This window comes from Pseudonocardia sp. ICBG1034 (assembly GCF_020131375.1).
Lineage (GTDB): Bacteria > Actinomycetota > Actinomycetes > Mycobacteriales > Pseudonocardiaceae > Pseudonocardia > Pseudonocardia alni.
Genome location: NZ_JAHLEK010000015.1, coordinates 2,722,858 through 2,742,220 on the forward strand (window position 1 = coordinate 2,722,858; position 19,363 = coordinate 2,742,220).

The 19,363-nt window shown below is 74.7% G+C and carries 16 protein-coding genes and 1 pseudogene; 15 read left to right on the forward strand and 2 right to left on the reverse strand.

What is annotated here, in order from left to right; all coding sequences use genetic code 11:
• Entirely contained in the window at positions 1–420 is a 420-nt protein-coding gene (gene nusB / locus KPF22_RS14250) for a transcription antitermination factor NusB (protein WP_073574690.1), read from the forward strand.
• A 107-nt stretch (positions 421–527) separates the two neighbouring features.
• Here nusB and KPF22_RS14255 read toward each other — a convergent pair whose 3' ends face one another.
• The gene (locus KPF22_RS14255; RefSeq protein ID WP_020625790.1) at positions 528–1,019 is read right to left on the reverse strand and encodes a transcriptional regulator; all 492 of its coding nucleotides are present in this window, start codon (positions 1,017–1,019) and stop codon (positions 528–530) included.
• Between the two features lie 583 nt (positions 1,020–1,602).
• On the opposite strand from KPF22_RS14255, the gene pyrR reads away from it, so the two are divergent.
• From pyrR to coaBC, 10 genes and pseudogenes are all read left to right on the forward strand, one after another.
• Positions 1,603–2,196, forward strand: a complete 594-nt coding sequence (pyrR, locus tag KPF22_RS14260; protein ID WP_062395627.1) for a bifunctional pyr operon transcriptional regulator/uracil phosphoribosyltransferase PyrR — start codon at positions 1,603–1,605, stop codon at positions 2,194–2,196.
• On the forward strand, positions 2,193–3,137 hold the full coding sequence (locus KPF22_RS14265) for an aspartate carbamoyltransferase catalytic subunit (protein ID WP_179762644.1): 945 nt from the start codon (positions 2,193–2,195) through the stop codon (positions 3,135–3,137). The genes pyrR and KPF22_RS14265 overlap by 4 nt, the downstream gene beginning before the upstream one ends.
• Entirely contained in the window at positions 3,134–4,426 is a 1,293-nt protein-coding gene (locus KPF22_RS14270) for a dihydroorotase (RefSeq protein WP_224402320.1), read from the forward strand. The genes KPF22_RS14265 and KPF22_RS14270 overlap by 4 nt, the downstream gene beginning before the upstream one ends.
• Positions 4,426–5,529 (forward strand): annotated as a pseudogene (gene carA / locus KPF22_RS14275) (glutamine-hydrolyzing carbamoyl-phosphate synthase small subunit); the annotation flags it as partial. The gene KPF22_RS14270 and the pseudogene carA, both read left to right, overlap by 1 nt.
• Before the next feature lie 713 nt (positions 5,530–6,242).
• Positions 6,243–9,554, forward strand: a complete 3,312-nt coding sequence (carB, locus tag KPF22_RS14280) for a carbamoyl-phosphate synthase large subunit (RefSeq protein WP_208821244.1) — start codon at positions 6,243–6,245, stop codon at positions 9,552–9,554.
• The gene (gene pyrF, locus KPF22_RS14285) at positions 9,551–10,384 is read left to right on the forward strand and encodes an orotidine-5'-phosphate decarboxylase (protein WP_208821242.1); all 834 of its coding nucleotides are present in this window, start codon (positions 9,551–9,553) and stop codon (positions 10,382–10,384) included. Before carB ends, pyrF begins: the two co-directional genes overlap by 4 nt.
• Positions 10,385–10,893: 509 nt before the next feature.
• On the forward strand, positions 10,894–11,208 hold the full coding sequence (mihF, locus tag KPF22_RS14290; protein ID WP_020627642.1) for an integration host factor, actinobacterial type: 315 nt from the start codon (positions 10,894–10,896) through the stop codon (positions 11,206–11,208).
• 33 nt (positions 11,209–11,241) lie between these two features.
• Positions 11,242–11,832 carry a guanylate kinase gene (gmk, locus tag KPF22_RS14295; protein ID WP_208821276.1) on the forward strand — a complete coding sequence of 197 codons (591 nt, stop codon included), beginning with the start codon at positions 11,242–11,244 and terminating at the stop codon, positions 11,830–11,832.
• Between the two features lie 38 nt (positions 11,833–11,870).
• Entirely contained in the window at positions 11,871–12,140 is a 270-nt protein-coding gene (rpoZ, locus tag KPF22_RS14300) for a DNA-directed RNA polymerase subunit omega (RefSeq protein WP_020627644.1), read from the forward strand.
• 9 nt (positions 12,141–12,149) lie between these two features.
• Complete coding sequence (coaBC, locus tag KPF22_RS14305; protein WP_208821240.1) at positions 12,150–13,367, forward strand: bifunctional phosphopantothenoylcysteine decarboxylase/phosphopantothenate--cysteine ligase CoaBC; 1,218 nt, start codon at positions 12,150–12,152, stop codon at positions 13,365–13,367.
• Positions 13,368–13,443: 76 nt separating this feature from the next.
• Here the strand turns inward: coaBC and KPF22_RS14310 are convergent, their stop codons facing one another.
• Complete coding sequence (locus KPF22_RS14310; RefSeq protein ID WP_224402321.1) at positions 13,444–13,965, reverse strand: hypothetical protein; 522 nt, start codon at positions 13,963–13,965, stop codon at positions 13,444–13,446.
• 346 nt (positions 13,966–14,311) lie between these two features.
• Between KPF22_RS14310 and metK the strand changes: the two genes are divergently transcribed.
• The 4 genes from metK (at position 14,312) to fmt (ending at position 19,298) form a co-directional block, all read left to right on the forward strand.
• Entirely contained in the window at positions 14,312–15,514 is a 1,203-nt protein-coding gene (gene metK, locus KPF22_RS14315) for a methionine adenosyltransferase (protein WP_238590020.1), read from the forward strand.
• 97 nt (positions 15,515–15,611) lie between these two features.
• Complete coding sequence (locus KPF22_RS14320) at positions 15,612–17,717, forward strand: primosomal protein N' (protein WP_224402322.1); 2,106 nt, start codon at positions 15,612–15,614, stop codon at positions 17,715–17,717.
• Positions 17,718–17,820: 103 nt separating this feature from the next.
• A complete protein-coding gene (gene def, locus KPF22_RS14325; RefSeq protein ID WP_208821234.1) occupies positions 17,821–18,369 on the forward strand; it encodes a peptide deformylase in 549 nt (182 codons plus the stop codon).
• Positions 18,366–19,298 carry a methionyl-tRNA formyltransferase gene (fmt, locus tag KPF22_RS14330; protein ID WP_224402323.1) on the forward strand — a complete coding sequence of 311 codons (933 nt, stop codon included), beginning with the start codon at positions 18,366–18,368 and terminating at the stop codon, positions 19,296–19,298. The genes def and fmt overlap by 4 nt, the downstream gene beginning before the upstream one ends.
• Positions 19,299–19,363 lie beyond the last annotated feature (65 nt).

A 19,363-nucleotide genomic window follows, 5' to 3' on the forward strand; every position in this document is an offset into this window, starting at 1 on the left:
GTGCGCGCACGCACCAAGGCCCGTAAACGGGCACTGGACATCCTCTTCGAGGCCGAGGCCCGCGGTGAGGACGCGCTGTCCGTGCTCGCCGCGCGCCGCGAGACCGACGACGCGCCGCCCGTGCAGGACTACGCGGCGCGGCTCGTCGAGGGCGTCGCGACCCACCGGGACCGGATCGACCAGCTGATCGCCGAGCACGCCGAGGGCTGGGACGTCGACCGGATGCCCGCGGTCGACCGTGGCCTGCTGCGGCTCGGGATCTACGAGCTGCTGTGGGTCGACGACGTCGACGACCCGGTCGCGATCACCGAGGCCGTCGAGCTGGCCCGGACGCTGTCGACCGACGACTCCCCGCGCTACGTCAACGGGGTGCTCGGCCAGATCTCCGACATCGCCGAGCACCTGCGCGCCACCCTCTGACCAGGGCCTGAACGCACGAAGGGCGGTGGCCGGGGGACTGTGCAGACCCCGGCCACCGCCCGACCGGTCGCGTCACCCTTCCCCTGGGACGCGGCCGGTGGAACAGATCATCCCACGTGCTGCCCGGGACGCGCCTCGGGAGGGAGCACTCCCCAGTCGATGAGCTGGTCGGTCAGCTCGCCGGGGGACATGTCGTAGATGATCGCGAGCGAACGCAGGTCCTCGGCACGGATCGAGAGCACCTTGCCGTTGTAGTCGCCGCGCTGGCTCTGGATGGCCGCGGCGTAGCGGGCCAGCGGCCCGACCTTGTCCGCGGGGAGCTGCTGCAGCCGCTCCAGGTTGATCACGATCTTCGTCGCGGGCTCGCTGCCGGAGGGGATGCGGCCCTCGGGGAGCAGCTCGGCCACCGGGACGCCGTAGAAGTCGGCCAGCTCGGCCAGCTTCTGCACGGTGACAGCACGGTCCCCGCGCTCGTAGGAGCCCACGACGACCGCCTTCCAGCGTCCGCCCGACTTCTGCTCGACGCCGTGCAGGGAGAGCCCCTGTTGCTGCCTGATCGCCCGGAGCTTGCCCCCGAGCGCCTTGGCGTAGTCGCCCATCGATCTCCTCGTTCCTGACGGTCCGTACCGGTGTGGCCGGACCGGCCGGTCACCGGCGGTGCACCGGTGGCGTTGTCGCGCCTGCCGCGTCGTCGCCCCTGTGGGTGGTCCCGTTCGGGGCGGCAGCTCCGGCGGGGGTCGGCGTCCCGACCGTCCCGCTCGTCGCGGCGCTGCTGCACGCGTGCTGATTGATACGGAGAGTAATCCTCCGGGTCCGGTCCGGCACCGTCAAGTTCGACCCCCTGCTCGGGGGGTTGACGAGCGGTTTCCCACACGAACGGGGCAGTCCGCGTCCCTCGTCAGCGGTAGCGCAGGGTGCGGGTCCGCGATCCCACCACCCGCCCCTGTGGGTGCGCATGGGCAGAATCGGGTATCGCAAGGTGTCGTGTCGGTCGGCCGTCGGCCATCGCGCATCGTGACGGGAACGTGACCTCGAACGGGTGATGCGGCTGTGGCGCGGCTCGCGGTGTGACGCGCTGCGGCCGTCCCGCGCGGGCACCCGCCGAGTTGCTAGGTTGGCGCACAGCTCGTGTACGACCGTCCTTTAAGACCCGTCCGGTGAGGCGGGGAAGGAGACCACCTCGTGGCGCAGAACCGCCGCGGGGACGCCGACGCACAGCAGCCCGCACGGGAACTGCTGTCCGCCGCCGACGTCACCCGCACCGTCGCGCGCATCGCGCACCAGATCATCGAGAAGACCGCCTTCAGCGCCGAGAACCCCGACGGGCTCGTGCTCCTGGGCGTCCCCACCCGCGGCGTGCACCTGGCCCACCGGCTCGCCGCCGCGATCACCGACTTCGCCGGCGCCGCACCGGCCGTCGGCTCGGTCGACGCCACCCTCTACCGCGACGACCTGCGCCGCGGCCCGGCCCGTGCGCTGGAGTCCACCGCGGTGCCCGAGGGCGGCGTGGACGACCGGCTCGTCGTTCTCGTCGACGACGTCCTCATGTCCGGGCGCACCACCCGCGCCGCGCTCGACGCCCTGCGCGACGAGGGCCGTCCGCGTGCGGTGCAGCTCGCCGTGCTGATCGACCGCGGCCACCGGGAGCTCCCGATCCGCGCCGACTACGTCGGCAAGAACGTCCCGACGTCGCGCTCGGAGCAGATCCTGGTCTCGCTGACCGAGATCGACGGCAGCGACGGCGTCTGGATCACCCAGGGAGAGGGGGACAGGTGAGACACCTGCTCTCGGTCGCCGACCTCGACGCCGCCGAGGCCACCGCGCTGCTCGACACCTCCGACCGGCTGCGCGAGGCGCTGCTCGGCCGCGAGGTGCGCAAGCTGCCGACGCTGCGCGGCCGCACGGTCATCACGATGTTCTACGAGAACTCCACCCGCACCCGGGTGTCGTTCGAGATCGCCGGCAAGTGGATGAGCGCCGACACCGTGAACGTGTCCGCCTCCGGCTCCTCGGTCTCCAAGGGCGAGTCGCTGCGCGACACCGCGCTGACCCTGTCCTCGATGGGCGCGGACTGCGTGGTCGTGCGCCACCCCGCCTCGGGGTCGGCGCACCGGCTCGCGCACTGGGCGGACGCCGACCGCGAGGTCACCGGCACCCCCACCGCGATCGTCAACGCCGGTGACGGCACCCACGAGCACCCCACCCAGGCGCTGCTCGACGCCGCGACCCTGCGCGACCGGCTCGGCGGCATCGCCGGGCGCCGGATCGGGATCGTCGGCGACGTCCTGCACTCCCGGGTCGCCCGGTCCAACGTGCTGCTGCTCGCGACCCTCGGGGCCGAGGTCGTGCTCGTCGCGCCGCCGACGCTGCTGCCCACCGGCGTCGAGTCCTGGCCGTGCCGGGTGTCCCACGAGCTGGACGCCGAGCTGCCCGCGCTCGACGCGGTCATGATGCTGCGCGTGCAGTCCGAGCGGATGCACGGCGGCTTCTTCCCCTCCGCGCGCGAGTACGCGGTGCGCTTCGGGCTGTCCGAGGACCGCGCGAGGCTCCTGCCCGACCACGCGGTCGTCCTGCACCCCGGCCCGATGATCCGCGGCATGGAGATCGCCCCCGCGGTCGCCGACGCCCCCAACTCCGCCGTCCTGGCCCAGGTGCGCAACGGCGTGCACGTGCGGATGGCCGTCCTCTACCACCTTCTCGCCGGAGCTCCCGAATGACCGACCTGCTGATCCGCAACACCCGGCCCTACGGCGGGGACCCGGTCGACGTGCTCGTCGCCGACGGCGTCGTCGCCGGCATCGGCACCGGCCTGACCGCGCCCGAGGGCGCCGAGGTCCTCGACGCCGACGGCGCCGTGCTGCTGCCCGGCTTCGTCGACCTGCACGTGCACCTGCGCGAGCCCGGCGGCGAGGAGTCCGAGACCATCGAGACCGGCAGCCGTGCCGCGGCGCTCGGCGGGTTCACCGCCGTGTTCGCGATGCCGAACACCACCCCGGTCGCCGACTCCGACGTCGTCGTCGAGCACGTGCGCCGGCGCGGCGAGGAGATCGGGCTGGTCGACGTGCACCCGGTCGGTGCGGTCACCGTCGGCCTCGGCGGCGAGAAGCTCGCCGAGCTCGGCACGATGGCCGCCTCCCGCGCCGCGGTGCGGATGTTCTCCGACGACGGCCGCTGCGTGAACGACCCGCTGATCATGCGCCGCGCGCTGGAGTACGCCTCCGCGCTCGACGTCGTCATCGCCCAGCACGCCGAGGACCACCGCCTCACCGGCGGCGCCCAGGCGCACGAGGGTGCCGTCGCCGCGCGCCTCGGGCTCGCCGGGTGGCCCGCCACCGCGGAGGAGACGATCGTCGCCCGCGACTGCGCGCTGGCCCGCGAGGCCGGCGCGCGGCTGCACGTCTGCCACATCTCCACCGCCCGCACGATCGACGTGCTGCGCGCGGCCAAGGCCCAGGGCGTGCGGGTGTCGGCCGAGGTCACCCCGCACCACCTGCTGCTCACCGACTCCCGGCTGACCGGCTACGACCCGGTGAACAAGGTCAACCCGCCGCTGCGCACCGCCGACGACACCCGCGCGATGCGCGAGGCGCTGGCCGAGGGCGTGATCGACGTCGTCGCGACCGACCACGCCCCGCACGCCGCGCAGTACAAGGACACCGAGTGGCAGGCCGCGAAGCCGGGCATGCTGGGCCTGCAGACCGCGCTGTCGGTGCTGGTCGAGACGATGGTGGAGCCGGGCCTGCTGGACTGGCACGGCGTCGCGCGGGTGCTGTCGGAGCGCCCCGCGGAGATCGGGAACCTGCCCGACCAGGGCCGTCCGATCGCGGAGGGGGAGCCGGCGACGTTCGCGCTGGTCGACCCGGACGGGGTCTGGACGGTCCGCGGTGCGGAGCTGGCGAGCAGGGCGGCGAACACGCCGTACGAGGGAATGCGGCTGCCCGGAACGGTGGTCGCGACGGTGCTGCGGGGACGCATCACCGCGCAGGACGGGAAGGTTGTGCAGTGATGGGGGACAGGACAGCGCTACTGGTGCTCGAGGACGGGCGGATCTTCCGCGGACAGGCGTACGGCGCCACCGGGGAGACACTCGGTGAGGCCGTGTTCACCACCGGCATGACCGGCTACCAGGAGACCCTGACCGACCCGTCGTACCACCGCCAGATCGTGCTGCAGACCGCACCGCAGATCGGCAACACGGGCTGGAACGACGAGGACGACGAGTCGCGGGCGATCCAGGTCGCCGGCTACGTCGTGCGCGACCCCGCCCGGCGGGCGTCGAACTGGCGGGCCACCGGCTCGCTGGAGGACGCGCTGCGGGCCCAGGGGATCGTCGGGATCGCCGGGATCGACACCCGCGCCGCGGTGCGCCACCTGCGCGAGCAGGGCGCCATGCGCGCCGGGATCTTCTCCGGCCCCGGCCTCGCCGCCGACGACGAGCTGGTCGAGCGGGTCACGCAGTCCCCGCAGATGGAGGGCGCCGACCTCTACGGCGCCGTCACCACCGCCGAGGCCTACGTGGTGCCCGCGGTGGGGGAGCGGCGCTTCGTCGTCGCCGCCCTGGACGTCGGCATCAAGTTCAACACCCCGCGGATGATGGCCGCCCGGGGCATCGAGGTGCACGTGCTGCCCGCGTCGAGCACCATCGAGACCGTCGAGTCGCTGCGTCCGGACGGTTTCTTCCTGGCCAACGGCCCGGGTGACCCGGCCACCGCCGACGGCCCGGTCGCGCTCGCCCGGCAGGTCCTGGAGCGGCGCATCCCGCTGTTCGGGATCTGCTTCGGCAACCAGATCCTCGGCCGCGCGCTCGGCCGGTCCACCTACAAGCTGCGCTACGGCCACCGGGGCATCAACATCCCGGTCGTCGAGCACGCCACCGGGCGGATCGCGATCACCTCGCAGAACCACGGCTTCGCGGTGTCCGGCGAGGCGGGCGAGGAGTTCGACACCCCGTACGGCCGCGCCCAGATCACGCACACCTGCCCCAACGACGGCTGCGTCGAGGGCATGGCCGGGCTCGACTTCCCGGCGTTCTCCGTGCAGTACCACCCGGAGGCCGCCGCGGGCCCGCACGACGCGTCGGACCTGTTCGACCGCTTCGTGGAGCTCATGACCGAGTACCCGGTCGGCTACGCCGGCGTCGCCGGGCAGCGGCCGGAGGGCACCGCGCCCGCGCCGTACCCGCGGCCCGAGGCCGAGACCCACTCCGGGAGCGAGCCCCCCTCCGAGGCCCGGCCCGGGGCCGGGACCGAGGCGGCGCCCGCGCCGGCGATGACCGCCCAGCCCGACCCGGCCACGCCGCCGACGGCGACCGCGGCCCCGTCGGTCGACCTGCGGCCCGCCCCGGCCGCCCCGGCCGCCCCGGCCGGCCCGGCCACGGCCCCGGCCGCGGGCGGGTTCGAGCCGGGCAGCCCGGAGGGCCCGCACGGCGGGGCCGACGCCGGAACGGACGCCGCCGACGAGCACACCACCCGGCTGCCCGTCACCCCGCCGGCCGGGACCCCCGCCACCGGCCGCGGCGAGGTCGAGCCGCCGACCGGCCGGATGCCCGCCGTGGGCCGCCCCGGCACCCCGGACCCGCTGACGGCGCCGTTCTCCGACATCGAGGACGCGCTGCGCCGCGACGGCGGTACGCCCGCCCACCCGGGCGCCACCGCCGACCCGGACGCCGAGGACACCCCGGCCGAGCCGGCACCCGGCGGCGACCCGGTGTCCGGCCGTGCCCGGCCCGTCGACGACCGCCCGTGGCCGCCACCGCCCACCGGATCCCCATCCACCCCGCAGCACCCGGACCGGCACGACCAGGCCCGGCAGGAGGACCACTGATGCCCCGCCGCGACGACATCGACCACGTCATGGTGATCGGCTCCGGGCCGATCGTCATCGGCCAGGCCTGCGAGTTCGACTACTCCGGCACCCAGGCGTGCCGGGTGCTGCAGGCCGAGGGCATCCGGGTCTCCCTGGTCAACTCCAACCCGGCGACGATCATGACCGACCCGGAGTTCGCCGACGCCACCTACGTCGAGCCGATCACCCCGGAGTTCGTCGAGAAGGTCATCGTCGCCGAGCGCGACAACGGCACCCCGGTCACCGCGATGCTCGCGACCCTGGGCGGGCAGACCGCGCTCAACACCGCGATCGCGCTGCACGAGAACGGTGCCCTGGAGCGCCACGGCGTCGAGCTGATCGGCGCCGACGTCGACGCGATCGAGCGCGGCGAGGACCGGCTGAAGTTCAAGGACATCGTGATCGGGGTCGGCGGCGACGTCCCCCGCTCCCGGGTCTGCCACTCCATGGAGGAGGTCCGCTCCGCCGCCGACGAGCTGGGCCTTCCCGTTGTCATCCGGCCGTCGTTCACCATGGGCGGGCTCGGCTCGGGCATGGCGCACTCGGCGCAGGACCTGGAGCGCCTCGCCGGCGCCGGGCTCGCCGCCTCCCCGGTCACCGAGGTCCTCATCGAGGAGTCGGTGCTCGGCTGGAAGGAGTACGAGCTGGAGCTCATGCGCGACCACCACGACAACGTGGTCGTCATTTGCTCCATCGAGAACATCGACCCGATGGGCGTGCACACCGGTGACTCGATCACCGTCGCCCCGGCGATGACCCTGACCGACCGCGAGTACCAGCACATGCGCGACGTCGGCATCGCCGTGCTGCGCGCGGTCGGCGTCGACACCGGCGGCTGCAACATCCAGTTCGCGATCCACCCCGAGACCGGGCGCCTGGTCGTGATCGAGATGAACCCCCGGGTCTCCCGGTCCTCGGCGCTGGCGTCGAAGGCCACCGGCTTCCCGATCGCCAAGATCGCCGCGAAGCTCGCCGTCGGCTACACCCTCGACGAGATCCGCAACGACATCACCGGTGAGACCATCGCCGCGTTCGAGCCGTCGCTGGACTACGTCGCGGTCAAGATCCCGCGGTTCGCGTTCGAGAAGTTCCCCGGCGCCGACCCCGAACTGACGACGACCATGAAGTCCGTCGGCGAGGCGATGGCGCTGGGCCGCTCGTTCCCGGAGGCGCTGGGCAAGGCGCTGCGCTCGATGGAGCGGGCCCGGGCCGGGTTCTGGACCGCTCCCGACCCGGAGGGCGAACCGCAGTACACCGTCCCGGTCGACGGCCGCATCTACGAGGTCGAGCGCGCGCTCCGCTCCGGCCAGTCGGTCGACGACGTGGCCAAGAACTCCGGCATCGACCCCTGGTTCGTCGACCAGATCGCGCTGCTGGGGGAGATCCGCGCCGAGCTCGAGGCCGCACCCGTCCTCGACGCCGACCTGCTGCGCCGGGCCAAGCGCCACGGCCTGTCCGACCGTCAGCTCGCCGCGGTGCGCCCCGAGTTCGCCGGTGAGGACGGCGTGCGCACCCTGCGCCACCGCCTCGGCATCCGGCCGGTCTACAAGACCGTCGACACCTGCGCTGCCGAGTTCGCGGCGAGGACGCCCTACCACTACTCGGCCTACGAGACCGATCCCGCGGCCGAGTCGGAGATCGCCCCGCAGACCGAGAAGCCGAAGGTCCTGATCCTCGGCTCCGGCCCGAACCGCATCGGGCAGGGCATCGAGTTCGACTACTCCTGCGTGCACGCGGTCATGGCGCTGCGCGCCGCCGGGTTCGAGACCGTCATGGTCAACTGCAACCCGGAGACGGTGTCCACCGACTACGACACCGCCGACCGTCTCTACTTCGAGCCGCTGACCTTCGAGGACGTCCTGGAGGTCGTGCACGCCGAGCAGGCCTCCGGCACCGTCGCGGGCGTCATCGTGCAGCTCGGCGGGCAGACCCCGCTGGGGCTCGCGCAGCGCCTCACCGACGCCGGTGTGCCCGTCGTCGGGACCTCCGCGGCCGCGATCGACCTGGCCGAGGACCGCGGCGCGTTCGGCGAGGTCCTGCGCAAGGCCGGCCTGCCCGCCCCGGAGTTCGGCATGGCCACCTCCTTCGAGCAGGCCCGGGGGATCGCCACCCGGATCGGCTACCCGGTGCTCGTGCGGCCGTCCTACGTGCTCGGCGGCCGCGGCATGGAGATCGTCTACGACGAGGCGACCCTCGCCGGCTACATCGCCCGCGCCACCACCATCTCCCCGGACCGCCCGGTGCTGGTCGACAAGTTCCTCGACGACGCCATCGAGATCGACGTCGACGCCCTGTGCGACGGCGAGGAGATCTACCTCGGCGGCGTGATGGAGCACATCGAGGAGGCCGGGGTCCACTCCGGGGACTCCTCCTGCACCCTGCCGCCGATCACGCTGGGCTCCTCGGTGCTGGCGAAGGTCCGCGAGGCGACCGCCGCCATCGCGCACGGCGTCGGCGTGCGCGGGCTGCTCAACGTCCAGTACGCCCTGCACGGCGACGTGCTCTACGTGCTGGAGGCCAACCCGCGGGCGTCGCGGACGGTGCCGTTCGTGTCCAAGGCGACGTCGGTGCCGCTGGCCAAGGCCGCCGCCCGGATCATGCTCGGCGCCACCATCGCCGACCTGCGCGGCGAGGGCCTGCTCCCGGCGACCGGCGACGGCGGCGCGCTGCCCGCCGACTCCCCGGTCGCGGTCAAGGAGGCGGTGCTGCCGTTCAACCGGTTCCGCAACACCGCGGGCCAGGGCGTAGACCCGCTGCTCGGCCCGGAGATGAAGTCCACCGGCGAGGTCATGGGCTTCGACTCCGCCTTCGGCCCGGCGTTCGCCAAGTCGCAGGCCGCCGCCTACGGCTCGCTGCCGACCTCGGGCACGGTGTTCGTGTCCATCGCCGACCGCGACAAGCGGGCGATGGTGTTCCCGATCCGCCGCCTGGCCGACATGGGCTTCCAGGTCCTCGCCACCGAGGGCACTGCGGAGATGCTGCGCCGCAACGGGATCGACGTCACCGTGGTGCGCAAGCACAGCGAGGGGTCCGGACCGGAGACCCCGACGATCGTCGACACCATCCTCGCCGGGGACGTCGACCTGATCGTCAACACCCCGGTCGGGAACCCCGGCCCGCGCGTCGACGGCTACGAGATCCGCGCCGCCGCGGTGTCGCGCGGGGTGCCGTGCATCACCACGGTGCAGGGGACCGCGGCCGCGGTGCAGGGCATCGAGGCGCTCGCCTCGGGCGGGATCGGCGTGCGGTCGCTGCAGCAGGCGCACGCGGCGCTGAAGGCGAAGGCGTGAGCTTCGCCGCCCGGCTCGACGGGGCCGTCGCCGCCCACGGGCCGCTGTGCGTCGGGATCGACCCGCACCCGGCACTGCTGGCGGCCTGGGACCTCACCGACGACGCCGACGGCCTCGCCGCGTTCGCCGACCGCTGCCACGCGGCGTTCGCCGGGGCGGTGTCGGTGGTGAAGCCGCAGTCGGCGTTCTTCGAGCGGCACGGCTCGGCCGGCGTCGCGGTGCTGGAACGGCTGCTCGCCGGGTTCGCGGGCTCGGGCACCCTGACCCTGCTCGACGCCAAGCGCGGCGACATCGGCTCCACCATGGACGGCTACGCCGACGCCTACCTGCGCGTCGGTGCGCCGCTCGGGGCGGACGCGCTCACGCTGTCGCCCTACCTGGGGTTCGGGTCGCTGGAGCCGGCGCTGACCGCCGCCGACGAGGCCGGGCGCGGGGTGTTCGTGCTGGCCCGCACGTCCAACCCGGACGGTGCTGCGGTGCAGTGCGCCACGACGGCGGACGGTACGAGCGTCGCCCAGCGGATGGTCGACGACGCCGCCGGCCGCAACGCCGGTGCCCGGCCCCGCGGCGCGGTGGGCGTCGTCGTCGGCGGCACCCACGAGCACGGCCTGGACCTGACCGCGCTGAACGGCCCGGTGCTGGTGCCCGGGCTCGGTGCCCAGGGCGCGAGCCCGGCCGACGTGGTGTCGCGGTTCGCGGGCACCGCGGGCCCGGTCCTGCCGGTGTCGGCGCGCGGTGTGCTGCAGGCCGGCCCCGACGCCGTCGCCCTGCGGGACGCGGCGCACCTGCTCGGGGAGGAGCTGGCCTCCACCGCCGCCGGGTCGCACTGAGCGGGCGCCGGTCCCGGTGATCGTCCGCCGTCAGGTGTCCGGTGCCGGATCCGGCACCGGACACCTCACGCGTCGCGATCACGGACTCCGGGACGGCGTGGGCCCGGTGGTGGGCCGGCGACGCCGGACGCGCGCCGGACGGTCCGCTCCACCCGCCGGGCGCCCCCGGGCGCACCGGGACGCCGATCGGGCGCGTCCGGTGGCGGGCCGGCTGCCCCGTCCGGCGGGCAGCGCTGCGCCGACCCGCCGTACGGGGGAGCCGGATGGCACTCCTGTCGTGGTTCGAACAGGGTGCCGTTGATCACCTCCTGATGGCCGAAACCGGAGGTGGGACCCCCATTGACGCTTCCGTGGAGGTCGTGGGTACGTTCGAATACGACGCCGGGGACGTCCCCCGGACGGGTCGGTGCGACCCACCACCCGATCGCTGACGCGACACCCCGGCGCGAGCCGGGATCACGGCGGCGAGAACGACGAGAACGACACAGGAAAGTACGGAGGAACCAACCGTGGCCCTTCCCCAGCTGACCGAGGAACAGCGCGCCGCCGCGCTGGAGAAGGCCGCGGCCGCGCGCCGGGCCCGGGCCGAGCTGAAGGACCGCCTCAAGCGCGGCGGCACCACCCTCGAGGAGGTGCTGAAGAAGGCCGAGACCGACGAGGTCCTCGGCAAGATGAAGGTCTCGGCGCTGCTCGAGGCCCTGCCGAACGTCGGCAAGGTCCGCGCCCAGCAGATCATGGAGGAGCTGGAGATCGCGACCAGCCGCCGTCTGCGTGGCCTGGGTGACCGCCAGCGCAAGGCGCTGCTCGAGCGCTACCCGAGCTGATCCGGGCGTCCCGTGACCGACACCTCCTCCGTCATGTCCTCCGGCCGGACCGGCCCCGCCCGCGGGCGGCTGCTCGTGCTGGCCGGGCCCTCCGGGGTGGGCAAGAGCAGCGTGGTCGCGGGACTGCGCGAGGCGCTGCCGGAGCTGCTGTTCAGCGTGTCCGCCACGACCCGGCCCGCGCGGCCGGGCGAGGTGGACGGCCGTGACTACCGCTTCGTGTCCCGCGAGGAGTTCGACGCGCTCATCGAGCGCGGCGAACTCCTCGAGTGGGCCGAGGTGCACGGCGGGCTGCAGCGCTCCGGCACCCCCGCCGCGCCCGTCGAGCAGGCGCTCGCCCAGGGCCGCCCGGTCCTGGTCGAGGTCGACCTGCAGGGCGCCCGGTCGGTCAAGCGGGTCCGTCCCGAGGCCGTCACCGTCTTCGTCGCGCCGCCGTCGATGGAGGAGCTGGCCCGCCGGCTCACCGACCGCGGCACCGACACCCCCGAGCAGCGCGAGCGCCGGCTGCGGACCGCCATCGAGGAGATGGACGCCCAGGGGGAGTTCGACGAGGTGGTCGTCAACGACGACCTGCAGGCCGTGATCGGCCGGTTGGTAGCATTGGCGGTCGACCGCGGCGCCGTCTGAGCGCCCCCGGTCCCCCTCGTTCTTCAGGAGTCCACCACGTGAGCACGCCCACCGGCACCTCCACCGCCCCCGAGGGCATCACCTACCCGCCGATCGACGACCTGCTCGGCCAGGTCAGCTCGAAGTACGCGCTGGTCATCTACGCGGCCAAGCGCGCGCGGCAGATCAACGACTACTACTCCCAGCTCGGTGAGGGCCTGCTCGAGTACGTCGGCCCGCTCGTCGAGCCGGGCCCGCGCGAGAAGCCGCTGTCGATCGCGATGCGCGAGATCCAGGCGGGGATGCTCGAGCACACCGAGGGCGAGTAAGACCTCTCGATGGCTCCTCCCGAGGTGCTCCTCGGCGTCTCCGGCGGCATCGCCGCCTACAAGAGCGCCGAGGTACTGCGTCGCCTGACCGAGTCCGGCCACGCGGTGCGGGTGATCCCCACCGAGTCCGCGCTGCGGTTCGTCGGGGCCGCGACGTTCGAGGCCCTGTCCGGCCGTCCCGTCGCCACCGGGGTGTTCCACGACGTCCACGAGGTGCCGCACGTGGCCCTGGGCAAGGGCGCGGACCTCGTCGTCGTCGCCCCGGCGACCGCGGACCTCATGGCCCGCCTGGCGCACGGCCGCTCCGACGACCTGCTGACCGCCGCGCTGCTGACCGCCCGGTGCCCGGTGGTGCTGGCGCCCGCGATGCACACCGAGATGTGGGAGCACCCCGCGACGGTCGACAACGTCGCCCTGCTGCGCGCCCGCGGCACCGTGGTGATCGAGCCCGCCGCGGGCCGGCTGACCGGCGCGGACACCGGCAAGGGCCGGCTGCCCGACCCGTCCGAGATCGTCGATCTGGCCCGGCTGCTGCTGGAGCGCCCGGACGCGCTGCCGCGCGACCTGGAGGGCCGCCACGTGGTCGTCAGTGCCGGTGGGACCCGGGAGGACCTCGACCCGGTCCGGTTCCTCGGCAACCGGTCCTCGGGCCGGCAGGGCTGGGCGCTGGCCCGGGTCGCCGCCCAGCGCGGCGCACGGGTGACGCTCGTCGCCGGGCACACCGCGGACCTCGGCGCCCCGGCCGGGGTGGACGTGGTCGTCGCGGGGACCGCCGTCGCCATGGAGGCCGCCGTCCGCGGTGCCGCCGCCGACGCGGACGCCGTGGTGATGGCCGCCGCCGTCGCGGACTTCCGGCCGGTCGACACCGCCGCCGACAAGATCAAGCGCGGCGACGCGGAGCCGGCGCCGCTGCGCCTGACCCAGAATCCCGACATCCTCGCCGGGCTCGTGGCCGACCCGCCGCGGCCGGGTCAGGTCGTGGTCGGGTTCGCCGCCGAGACCGGTGACGCCGACGGCGACGTGCTCCACCACGGCCGCGCCAAGCTCGCCCGCAAGGGCTGTGACCTGCTGGTGGTGAACGCGGTCGGCGACGGCAAGGCCTTCGAGACCACGGACAACGCCGGCTGGCTGCTCGCCCGCGACGGCGGCGAGGACGAGCTGCCGTTCGGCTCCAAGGCGCTGCTCGCCTCCCGCATCTGGGACGCGGTCGTCCCGCGCCTGCGCTGAGCATCCCCGCACACGACGACGGGCCCGCACCGGAGAACCACCCCCGGCGCGGGCCCGTCGTCGTGTGCGACCGGACTCAGTCCTCGTCGAAGAAGGAGCTGCGCGTCGGCTCCGCCTCGTCGGAGGAGGAGTCGGACCCCTCGCCCGACCCCTCACCCGACGTGGACGGCGTGGCCGACGAGGTCGACCGCGGCGAGGACGTGGACGGCGTCGCCGAGGAGGTCGAACGCGGGCTCGCGGTCGACGGCGACGAGGTCGACGGGGCCGACCGCTCGGTGCTGCTCGGGGTCAGCGAGTCCTCCGAGGACCCGGAGCGCTCGGCGCCGGAGGTCGAGACGTACCGGGACATCGCCCAGCCGCCGTACTCGGGGAGCTCGACGAACCCGTCCTGGGTCTCCCCGGTCGAGGTGGACTCACCCCGCTCGCACACACCGACGATCGGCGCGTCGGCCTCGGGCTCGGAGCGGACGTTGACGCTCTGGGTGCAGGTGCCGGTACCGGCGGCCGACGCGGTGCCGGCGATGATCCCGGTGGTGGTGACGCCGGCCACGGCCAGTGCGCCGAGGACGGCTGCGACGCGTCGCGAGTTCGGCTTCATGGTGGAACAACCTCCGTGCCGCCGGGGCCGGGGCGGCCACCGTGCGGATCCGTTCGTGGGCGACCCCGCGGGGCGTGCGAGGTGTTGTCCCGCCCAACGAGCCGACGCCCGTTCGATTCGTGAGCGGAGGGTCAATCACCCCATCCGGCGACGCCGGGTAGCGAACTCGCCGGGTGTCGTCACGCTCCGTGTGTGAGTTCCCTCCTGCGAGTCCCGTACGGGCGGCCGGTCTGGACTACCCTGCATCCCGAGGGGCGCTCGCGATCATGGTCGCGCGTCCGAGCGAGCGCGGCGGGGTCGTCGCGCCGGAGCGGAGAACGTTTCCAACGGGATGGAGAAACTGCGCGTGTCAACCACGAGCCGTCGCCTGTTCACCAGCGAGTCGGTCACCGAGGGCCACCCCGACAAGATCTGTGACGCGGTCAGCGACACCATCCTCGACGCGATGCTCGCGCAGGACCCGAGCAGCCGGGTGGCCGTCGAGACCCTGGTGACCACCGGTCAGGTGCACGTCGCCGGGGAGGTCACCACCAACGCCTACGTCGAGATCCCGCAGCTGGTCCGGGACAAGATCCTCGAGATCGGCTACGACTCCTCCGCCAAGGGCTTCGACGGCGCGTCCTGCGGCGTCAACATCGCGATCGGTGCGCAGTCGCCCGACATCGCCCAGGGCGTCGACACCGCCTACGAGAAGCGCGTCGAGTCCGCCGAGGACGAGATCGCCAAGCAGGGCGCGGGCGACCAGGGCCTGATGTTCGGCTACGCCTGCGAGGACACCCCCGAGCTGATGCCGCTGCCGATCGCGCTGGCGCACCGCCTGTCGCGCCGGCTGACCGAGGTCCGCAAGAACGGCACGCTGCCGTACCTGCGCCCGGACGGGAAGACCCAGGTCACCATCGAGTACGACGGCGACAAGCCGGTCCGCCTCGACACCGTGGTCCTGTCCTCCCAGCACGCCGCGGACGTCGACCTCGACGGCATGCTGGCCCCCGACATCCTCAAGCACGTCGTCACCCCCGAGGTGGAGGCGCTGGGCTGGGACCCGTCGCAGCCGCGGCTGCTGGTCAACCCGACCGGCCGCTTCGTGCTCGGCGGCCCGATGGGGGACGCGGGCCTCACCGGTCGCAAGATCATCGTCGACACCTACGGCGGCATGGCCCGCCACGGTGGCGGCGCCTTCTCCGGCAAGGACCCGTCGAAGGTCGACCGCTCCGCCGCGTACGCCATGCGGTGGGTCGCCAAGAACGCCGTCGCCGCCGGGCTCGCCGGGCGGATCGAGGTCCAGGTCGCCTACGCGATCGGCAAGGCCGCCCCGGTCGGGCTGTTCGTGGAGACCTTCGGCACGGAGAACGTCGACCCGGCGCGGATCCAGGCCGCCATCGAGGAGGTCTTCGACCTGCGCCCGGCCGCGATCATCCGCGACCTGAAGCTGCTGCGCCCGATCTACGGCCCGACCGCCGCGTACGGCCACTTCGGCCGCACCGACGTCGAGCTGCCGTGGGAGGACACCTCCCGCGCCGACGCCCTGAAGTCGGTCGCCGGCGGCTGAGCGCCGAGCACGTGCCCCGTGGCCGTCGACCGTCCCGCGCGGTCGGCGGCCACGGGCGTCTCCGGGGGGCGTCGGTGCCGCGTGGTAGACCCTCGGCGTGAGCTCTCCGCGTCCGGCCCCGGCGGCCCGCGCCCGCCGCCCGGGGCGCGACCGGGGGCAGTGGCAGCCCGCCCCGGCCCGTCCGGTCGCGCGGGTGCTGGTCGACGTCGCGCTGCCGCACCTGGACCGGGCCTTCGACTACCGCGTCCCGACCCATCTCGACGACGCCGCCGTCCCCGGTGTGCGGGTGCGGGTGCGGTTCGCCGGCCGGCTGGTCGACGGCTTCCTGCTGGAGCGCTCCGACGACACCGCCCACGCCGGGAAGCTCGCCTGGGTCGACAAGGTCGTCTCGCCCGAACCGGTGCTCACCGCCGAGGTGGCCGGGCTGGCCCGGGCCGTCGCCGACCGCTACGCCGGGGTGATGGCCGACGTCGTGCGCCTCGCGGTACCCGCCCGGCACGCCCGCGTCGAGTCCGAGACCCCGCGGGAACGCGGCGCCGCCGAGCCCGCCCCGGTCGACCGTGCGGGCTGGGAGGCCTACCCGCGCGGCGGTGCGTTCCTCGACGCGCTGGCGGGCGGGCGCGCCGCGCACGCCGTCTGGCAGGCGCTGCCGGGGGAGGAGTGGGCGGCCCGGCTGGCCGAGGCCGCCGTCGCCACCCGGTCGGCCGGCCGCTCGGCCCTGCTCGTCGTGCCCGACCAACGCGACGTCGCCCGGCTGCACGGCGCCTGCGCGGCGCTGCTCGGCGAGGACGGGGTCGTCGCCCTGACCGCGGAGCTCGGGCCCGCCGAGCGCTACCGGCGCTGGCTGGCGGTGCGGCGGGGGAGCGTGCGGGTCGTCGTCGGCACCCGGTCCGCGGCGTTCGCCCCGCTCGGCGAGCTCGGCCTGCTGGCCGTCTGGGACGACGGCGACGACTCCCACTCCGAGCCCCGCGCCCCCTATCCGCAGGTCCGCGACGTGCTGGTGCTGCGTGCACACCGCGAGGGCGCCGCGCTGCTGCTCGCGGGGTTCGCCCGGACCGCCGAGGCGCAGGTGCTCGTCGAGACCCGCTGGGCGAGTCCCATCGCGGCCGACCGTGCCGGGGTGCGTGCCCGGATGCCGCGGGTCACCGCGATCGGTGAGACCGACACCCAGCTCGTGCGTGACCCGGCCGCCCGCGCGGCCCGCGTCCCGGGCGTCGCGTTCGAGGCCGCCCGCGCCGCCCTGACCGCCGGGCGCCCGGTGCTGGTGCAGGTGCCGCGGTCGGGCTACCTGCCGTTCCTGGCGTGCGCGTCCTGCCGCGACGCCGCCCGCTGCCGGCACTGCGCGGGCCCGCTGGGCCTGCCGCGTTCCGGCGCGGGTTCCGAGGGTGCACTGCCCGCCTGCCGCTGGTGCGGCCGGGCTGAGCCGGCGTTCCGCTGCGGGCACTGCGGGTCGCGACGGCTGCGGGCCGGGGTGGTCGGCGCCGGGCGCACCGCCGAGGAGCTCGGCCGCGCCTTCCCCGGCGTCACCGTGCGGACCTCCGGCGGGGGCGCCGAGGTCCTCGACACCGTCCCGGCCGGGCCCGCGCTGGTCGTCGCCACGCCGGGGGCGGAGCCGGTCGTCGACGGCGGCGGCGGGGCCGGCTACGGCGCCGCGCTGCTGCTCGACGGCTGGGCGATGCTCGCCCGGCCCGACCTGCGCGTCGCCGAGGAGACGCTGCGCCGCTGGTTCGCCGCGGCCGCCGGGGTCGTGCCCCACACCGACGGCGGACGGGTCGTCGTCGTGGCCGAGGCGTCGGTGCCGACGGTGCAGGCGCTGGTGCGGTGGGACCCGGCCGGGCACGCCGAGGCCGAGCTCGCCGAACGCGCCGAGGTGGGGTTCCCGCCCGCGATCCGGATGGCCTCGGTGGAGGGGCCGCCCGCCGCCGTCGCCGAGATCTGCGACGCGGTGCTCGGCACCGGGCGCGTCGACCCGGCCCCGCCCGAGGGGGTGGAGCTGCTCGGACCGGTCGAGATCGACCCGCCGGACCGGCCCGGCGCCGGTCACGGCGCCGCCGACGAGGTCCGCGAGCGCGCGCTGCTGCGGGTCCCGCGCCGCGCCGGTCGCGATCTGGCCCGTGCCCTGCACGACGCGCAGGCCCTGCGCACCGCCCGCAAGGCCCCCGAGACCGTCCGGGTCCGGCTCGACCCCGACGAGATCGACTGAGCGGTGCGCCGCGTCACCGCCGTGACACCGGACGGGAGCGGCGGTGCCGCAGTGGCACAATGGAGCGCTGATCACCGCACTCGTCCGCCGTGAGGGGAAGCCCGTGCCCATCCAGCCCGTCCGGCTGTTCGGCGACCCGGTCCTGCGCACCCGCGCCACCGAGGTCACCGACTTCGACGCGGAGCTGCGCAAGCTCGTCACCGACCTGACCGACACCATGCACGACGAGGGCGGCGCCGGTCTGGCCGCGCCGCAGATCGGCGTCGGCAAGCGGGTGTTCGTCTACGACTGCGACGGCTTCTCCGGGCACCTGGTCAATCCGACCTGGGAGGCCGTCGGCGAGGACGAGCAGTTCGGCATGGAGGGCTGCCTGTCCATCCCCGGGCTCGGCTGGGACTGCCGGCGCAAGCTGCACGTCGTCGCGCGGGGCTGGGACATGCACGGCGAGCCGCAGGTGGTCGAGGGCTCCGAGCTGCTGGCGCGGGCCATCCAGCACGAGACCGACCACCTCGACGGCGTGCTGTTCGTCGACCGGCTCGACGCCGAGACCCGCAAGCTGGCGATGCGCGAGATCCGGGAGGCCGCCTGGTTCGGCGAGCCCGAGCCGGTGGTCAAGGCGAGCCCGCACCCCATGTTCGGCAAGGCTCGATGAGGCTGCTGTTCGCCGGCACCCCCGATCCGGCGGTGCCGTCGCTGCGGGCGCTGCTGGAGCACCCCGGCCACGAGGTCGTCGCGGTGCTGACCCGCCCGGACGCCCCCGCCGGGCGCGGCCGCAGGCTCACCCGCTCCCCGGTCGGTGAGCTCGCCGACGCGGCGGGGATCCCGGTGCTGACCCCCGCGAAGCCGTCGGACCCGGAGTTCCTCGACACCCTGCGCGCGCTCGCCCCGGACTGCGCACCGGTCGTCGCCTACGGGGCGCTGCTGCCCCGCCCGGTGCTGGACGTGCCCGTCCACGGCTGGGTCAACCTGCACTTCTCGCTGCTGCCCGCCTGGCGTGGCGCGGCCCCGGTGCAGTCCGCGATCCGGCACGGCGACGACGTCACCGGCGCCACCACGTTCCGGCTCGAGGAGGGCATGGACACCGGGCCCACCTACGGCCTGGTCACCGAGACCGTCGGCGCGACCGACACCGCGGGCGACCTGCTGGGCAGGCTCGCCGAGTCCGGTGCCCGGCTGCTCGCCGCGACCCTGGACGGCATCGCCGACGGCACGCTGACCGCCGTCCCGCAGCCCGCCGAGGGGGTGTCGCTCGCGCCGAAGGTCACGACCGCCGACGCCCGCGCCGACTTCACGGCCCCGGCCGCCGCGCTGGACCGGCTGATCCGCTCGGTCACCCCCGAGCCCGGTGCGTGGTGCGGGTTCCGCGACGACCGCCTCGGGCTCGGCCCGGTCCGCCCGTTGCGCACCGGTGAGGTCGAGCTCGCTCCGGGGGAGCTGCGGGTCGAGCGTCGCCGGGTGCTGGCCGGGACCGCGACCGTCCCGGTCGAGCTGGGCGAGGTGAAGCCGAAGGGCAAGCGGTTCATGCCCGCGCCGGACTGGGCCCGCGGCGCCCGGATCGACGGCGTCGAGTACCTGGGCTGACCGCCGCCACCCGCCCCGGTCCGGCGCACCGACCTCCCGACACCACACCGACTTCCCGACATCCC

Coding starts and splice junctions, on each gene's coding strand:
- KPF22_RS14310 (WP_224402321.1), bottom strand. CDS start 13,965: ATGAAGCCGAACTCGCGACGCGTCGCAGCCGTCCTCGGCGCACTGGCC.
- carB (WP_208821244.1), top strand. CDS start 6,243: ATGCCCCGCCGCGACGACATCGACCACGTCATGGTGATCGGCTCCGGG.
- KPF22_RS14270 (WP_224402320.1), top strand. CDS start 3,134: ATGACCGACCTGCTGATCCGCAACACCCGGCCCTACGGCGGGGACCCG.
- coaBC (WP_208821240.1), top strand. CDS start 12,150: ATGGCTCCTCCCGAGGTGCTCCTCGGCGTCTCCGGCGGCATCGCCGCC.
- gmk (WP_208821276.1), top strand. CDS start 11,242: ATGTCCTCCGGCCGGACCGGCCCCGCCCGCGGGCGGCTGCTCGTGCTG.
- fmt (WP_224402323.1), top strand. CDS start 18,366: ATGAGGCTGCTGTTCGCCGGCACCCCCGATCCGGCGGTGCCGTCGCTG.
- KPF22_RS14255 (WP_020625790.1), bottom strand. CDS start 1,019: ATGGGCGACTACGCCAAGGCGCTCGGGGGCAAGCTCCGGGCGATCAGG.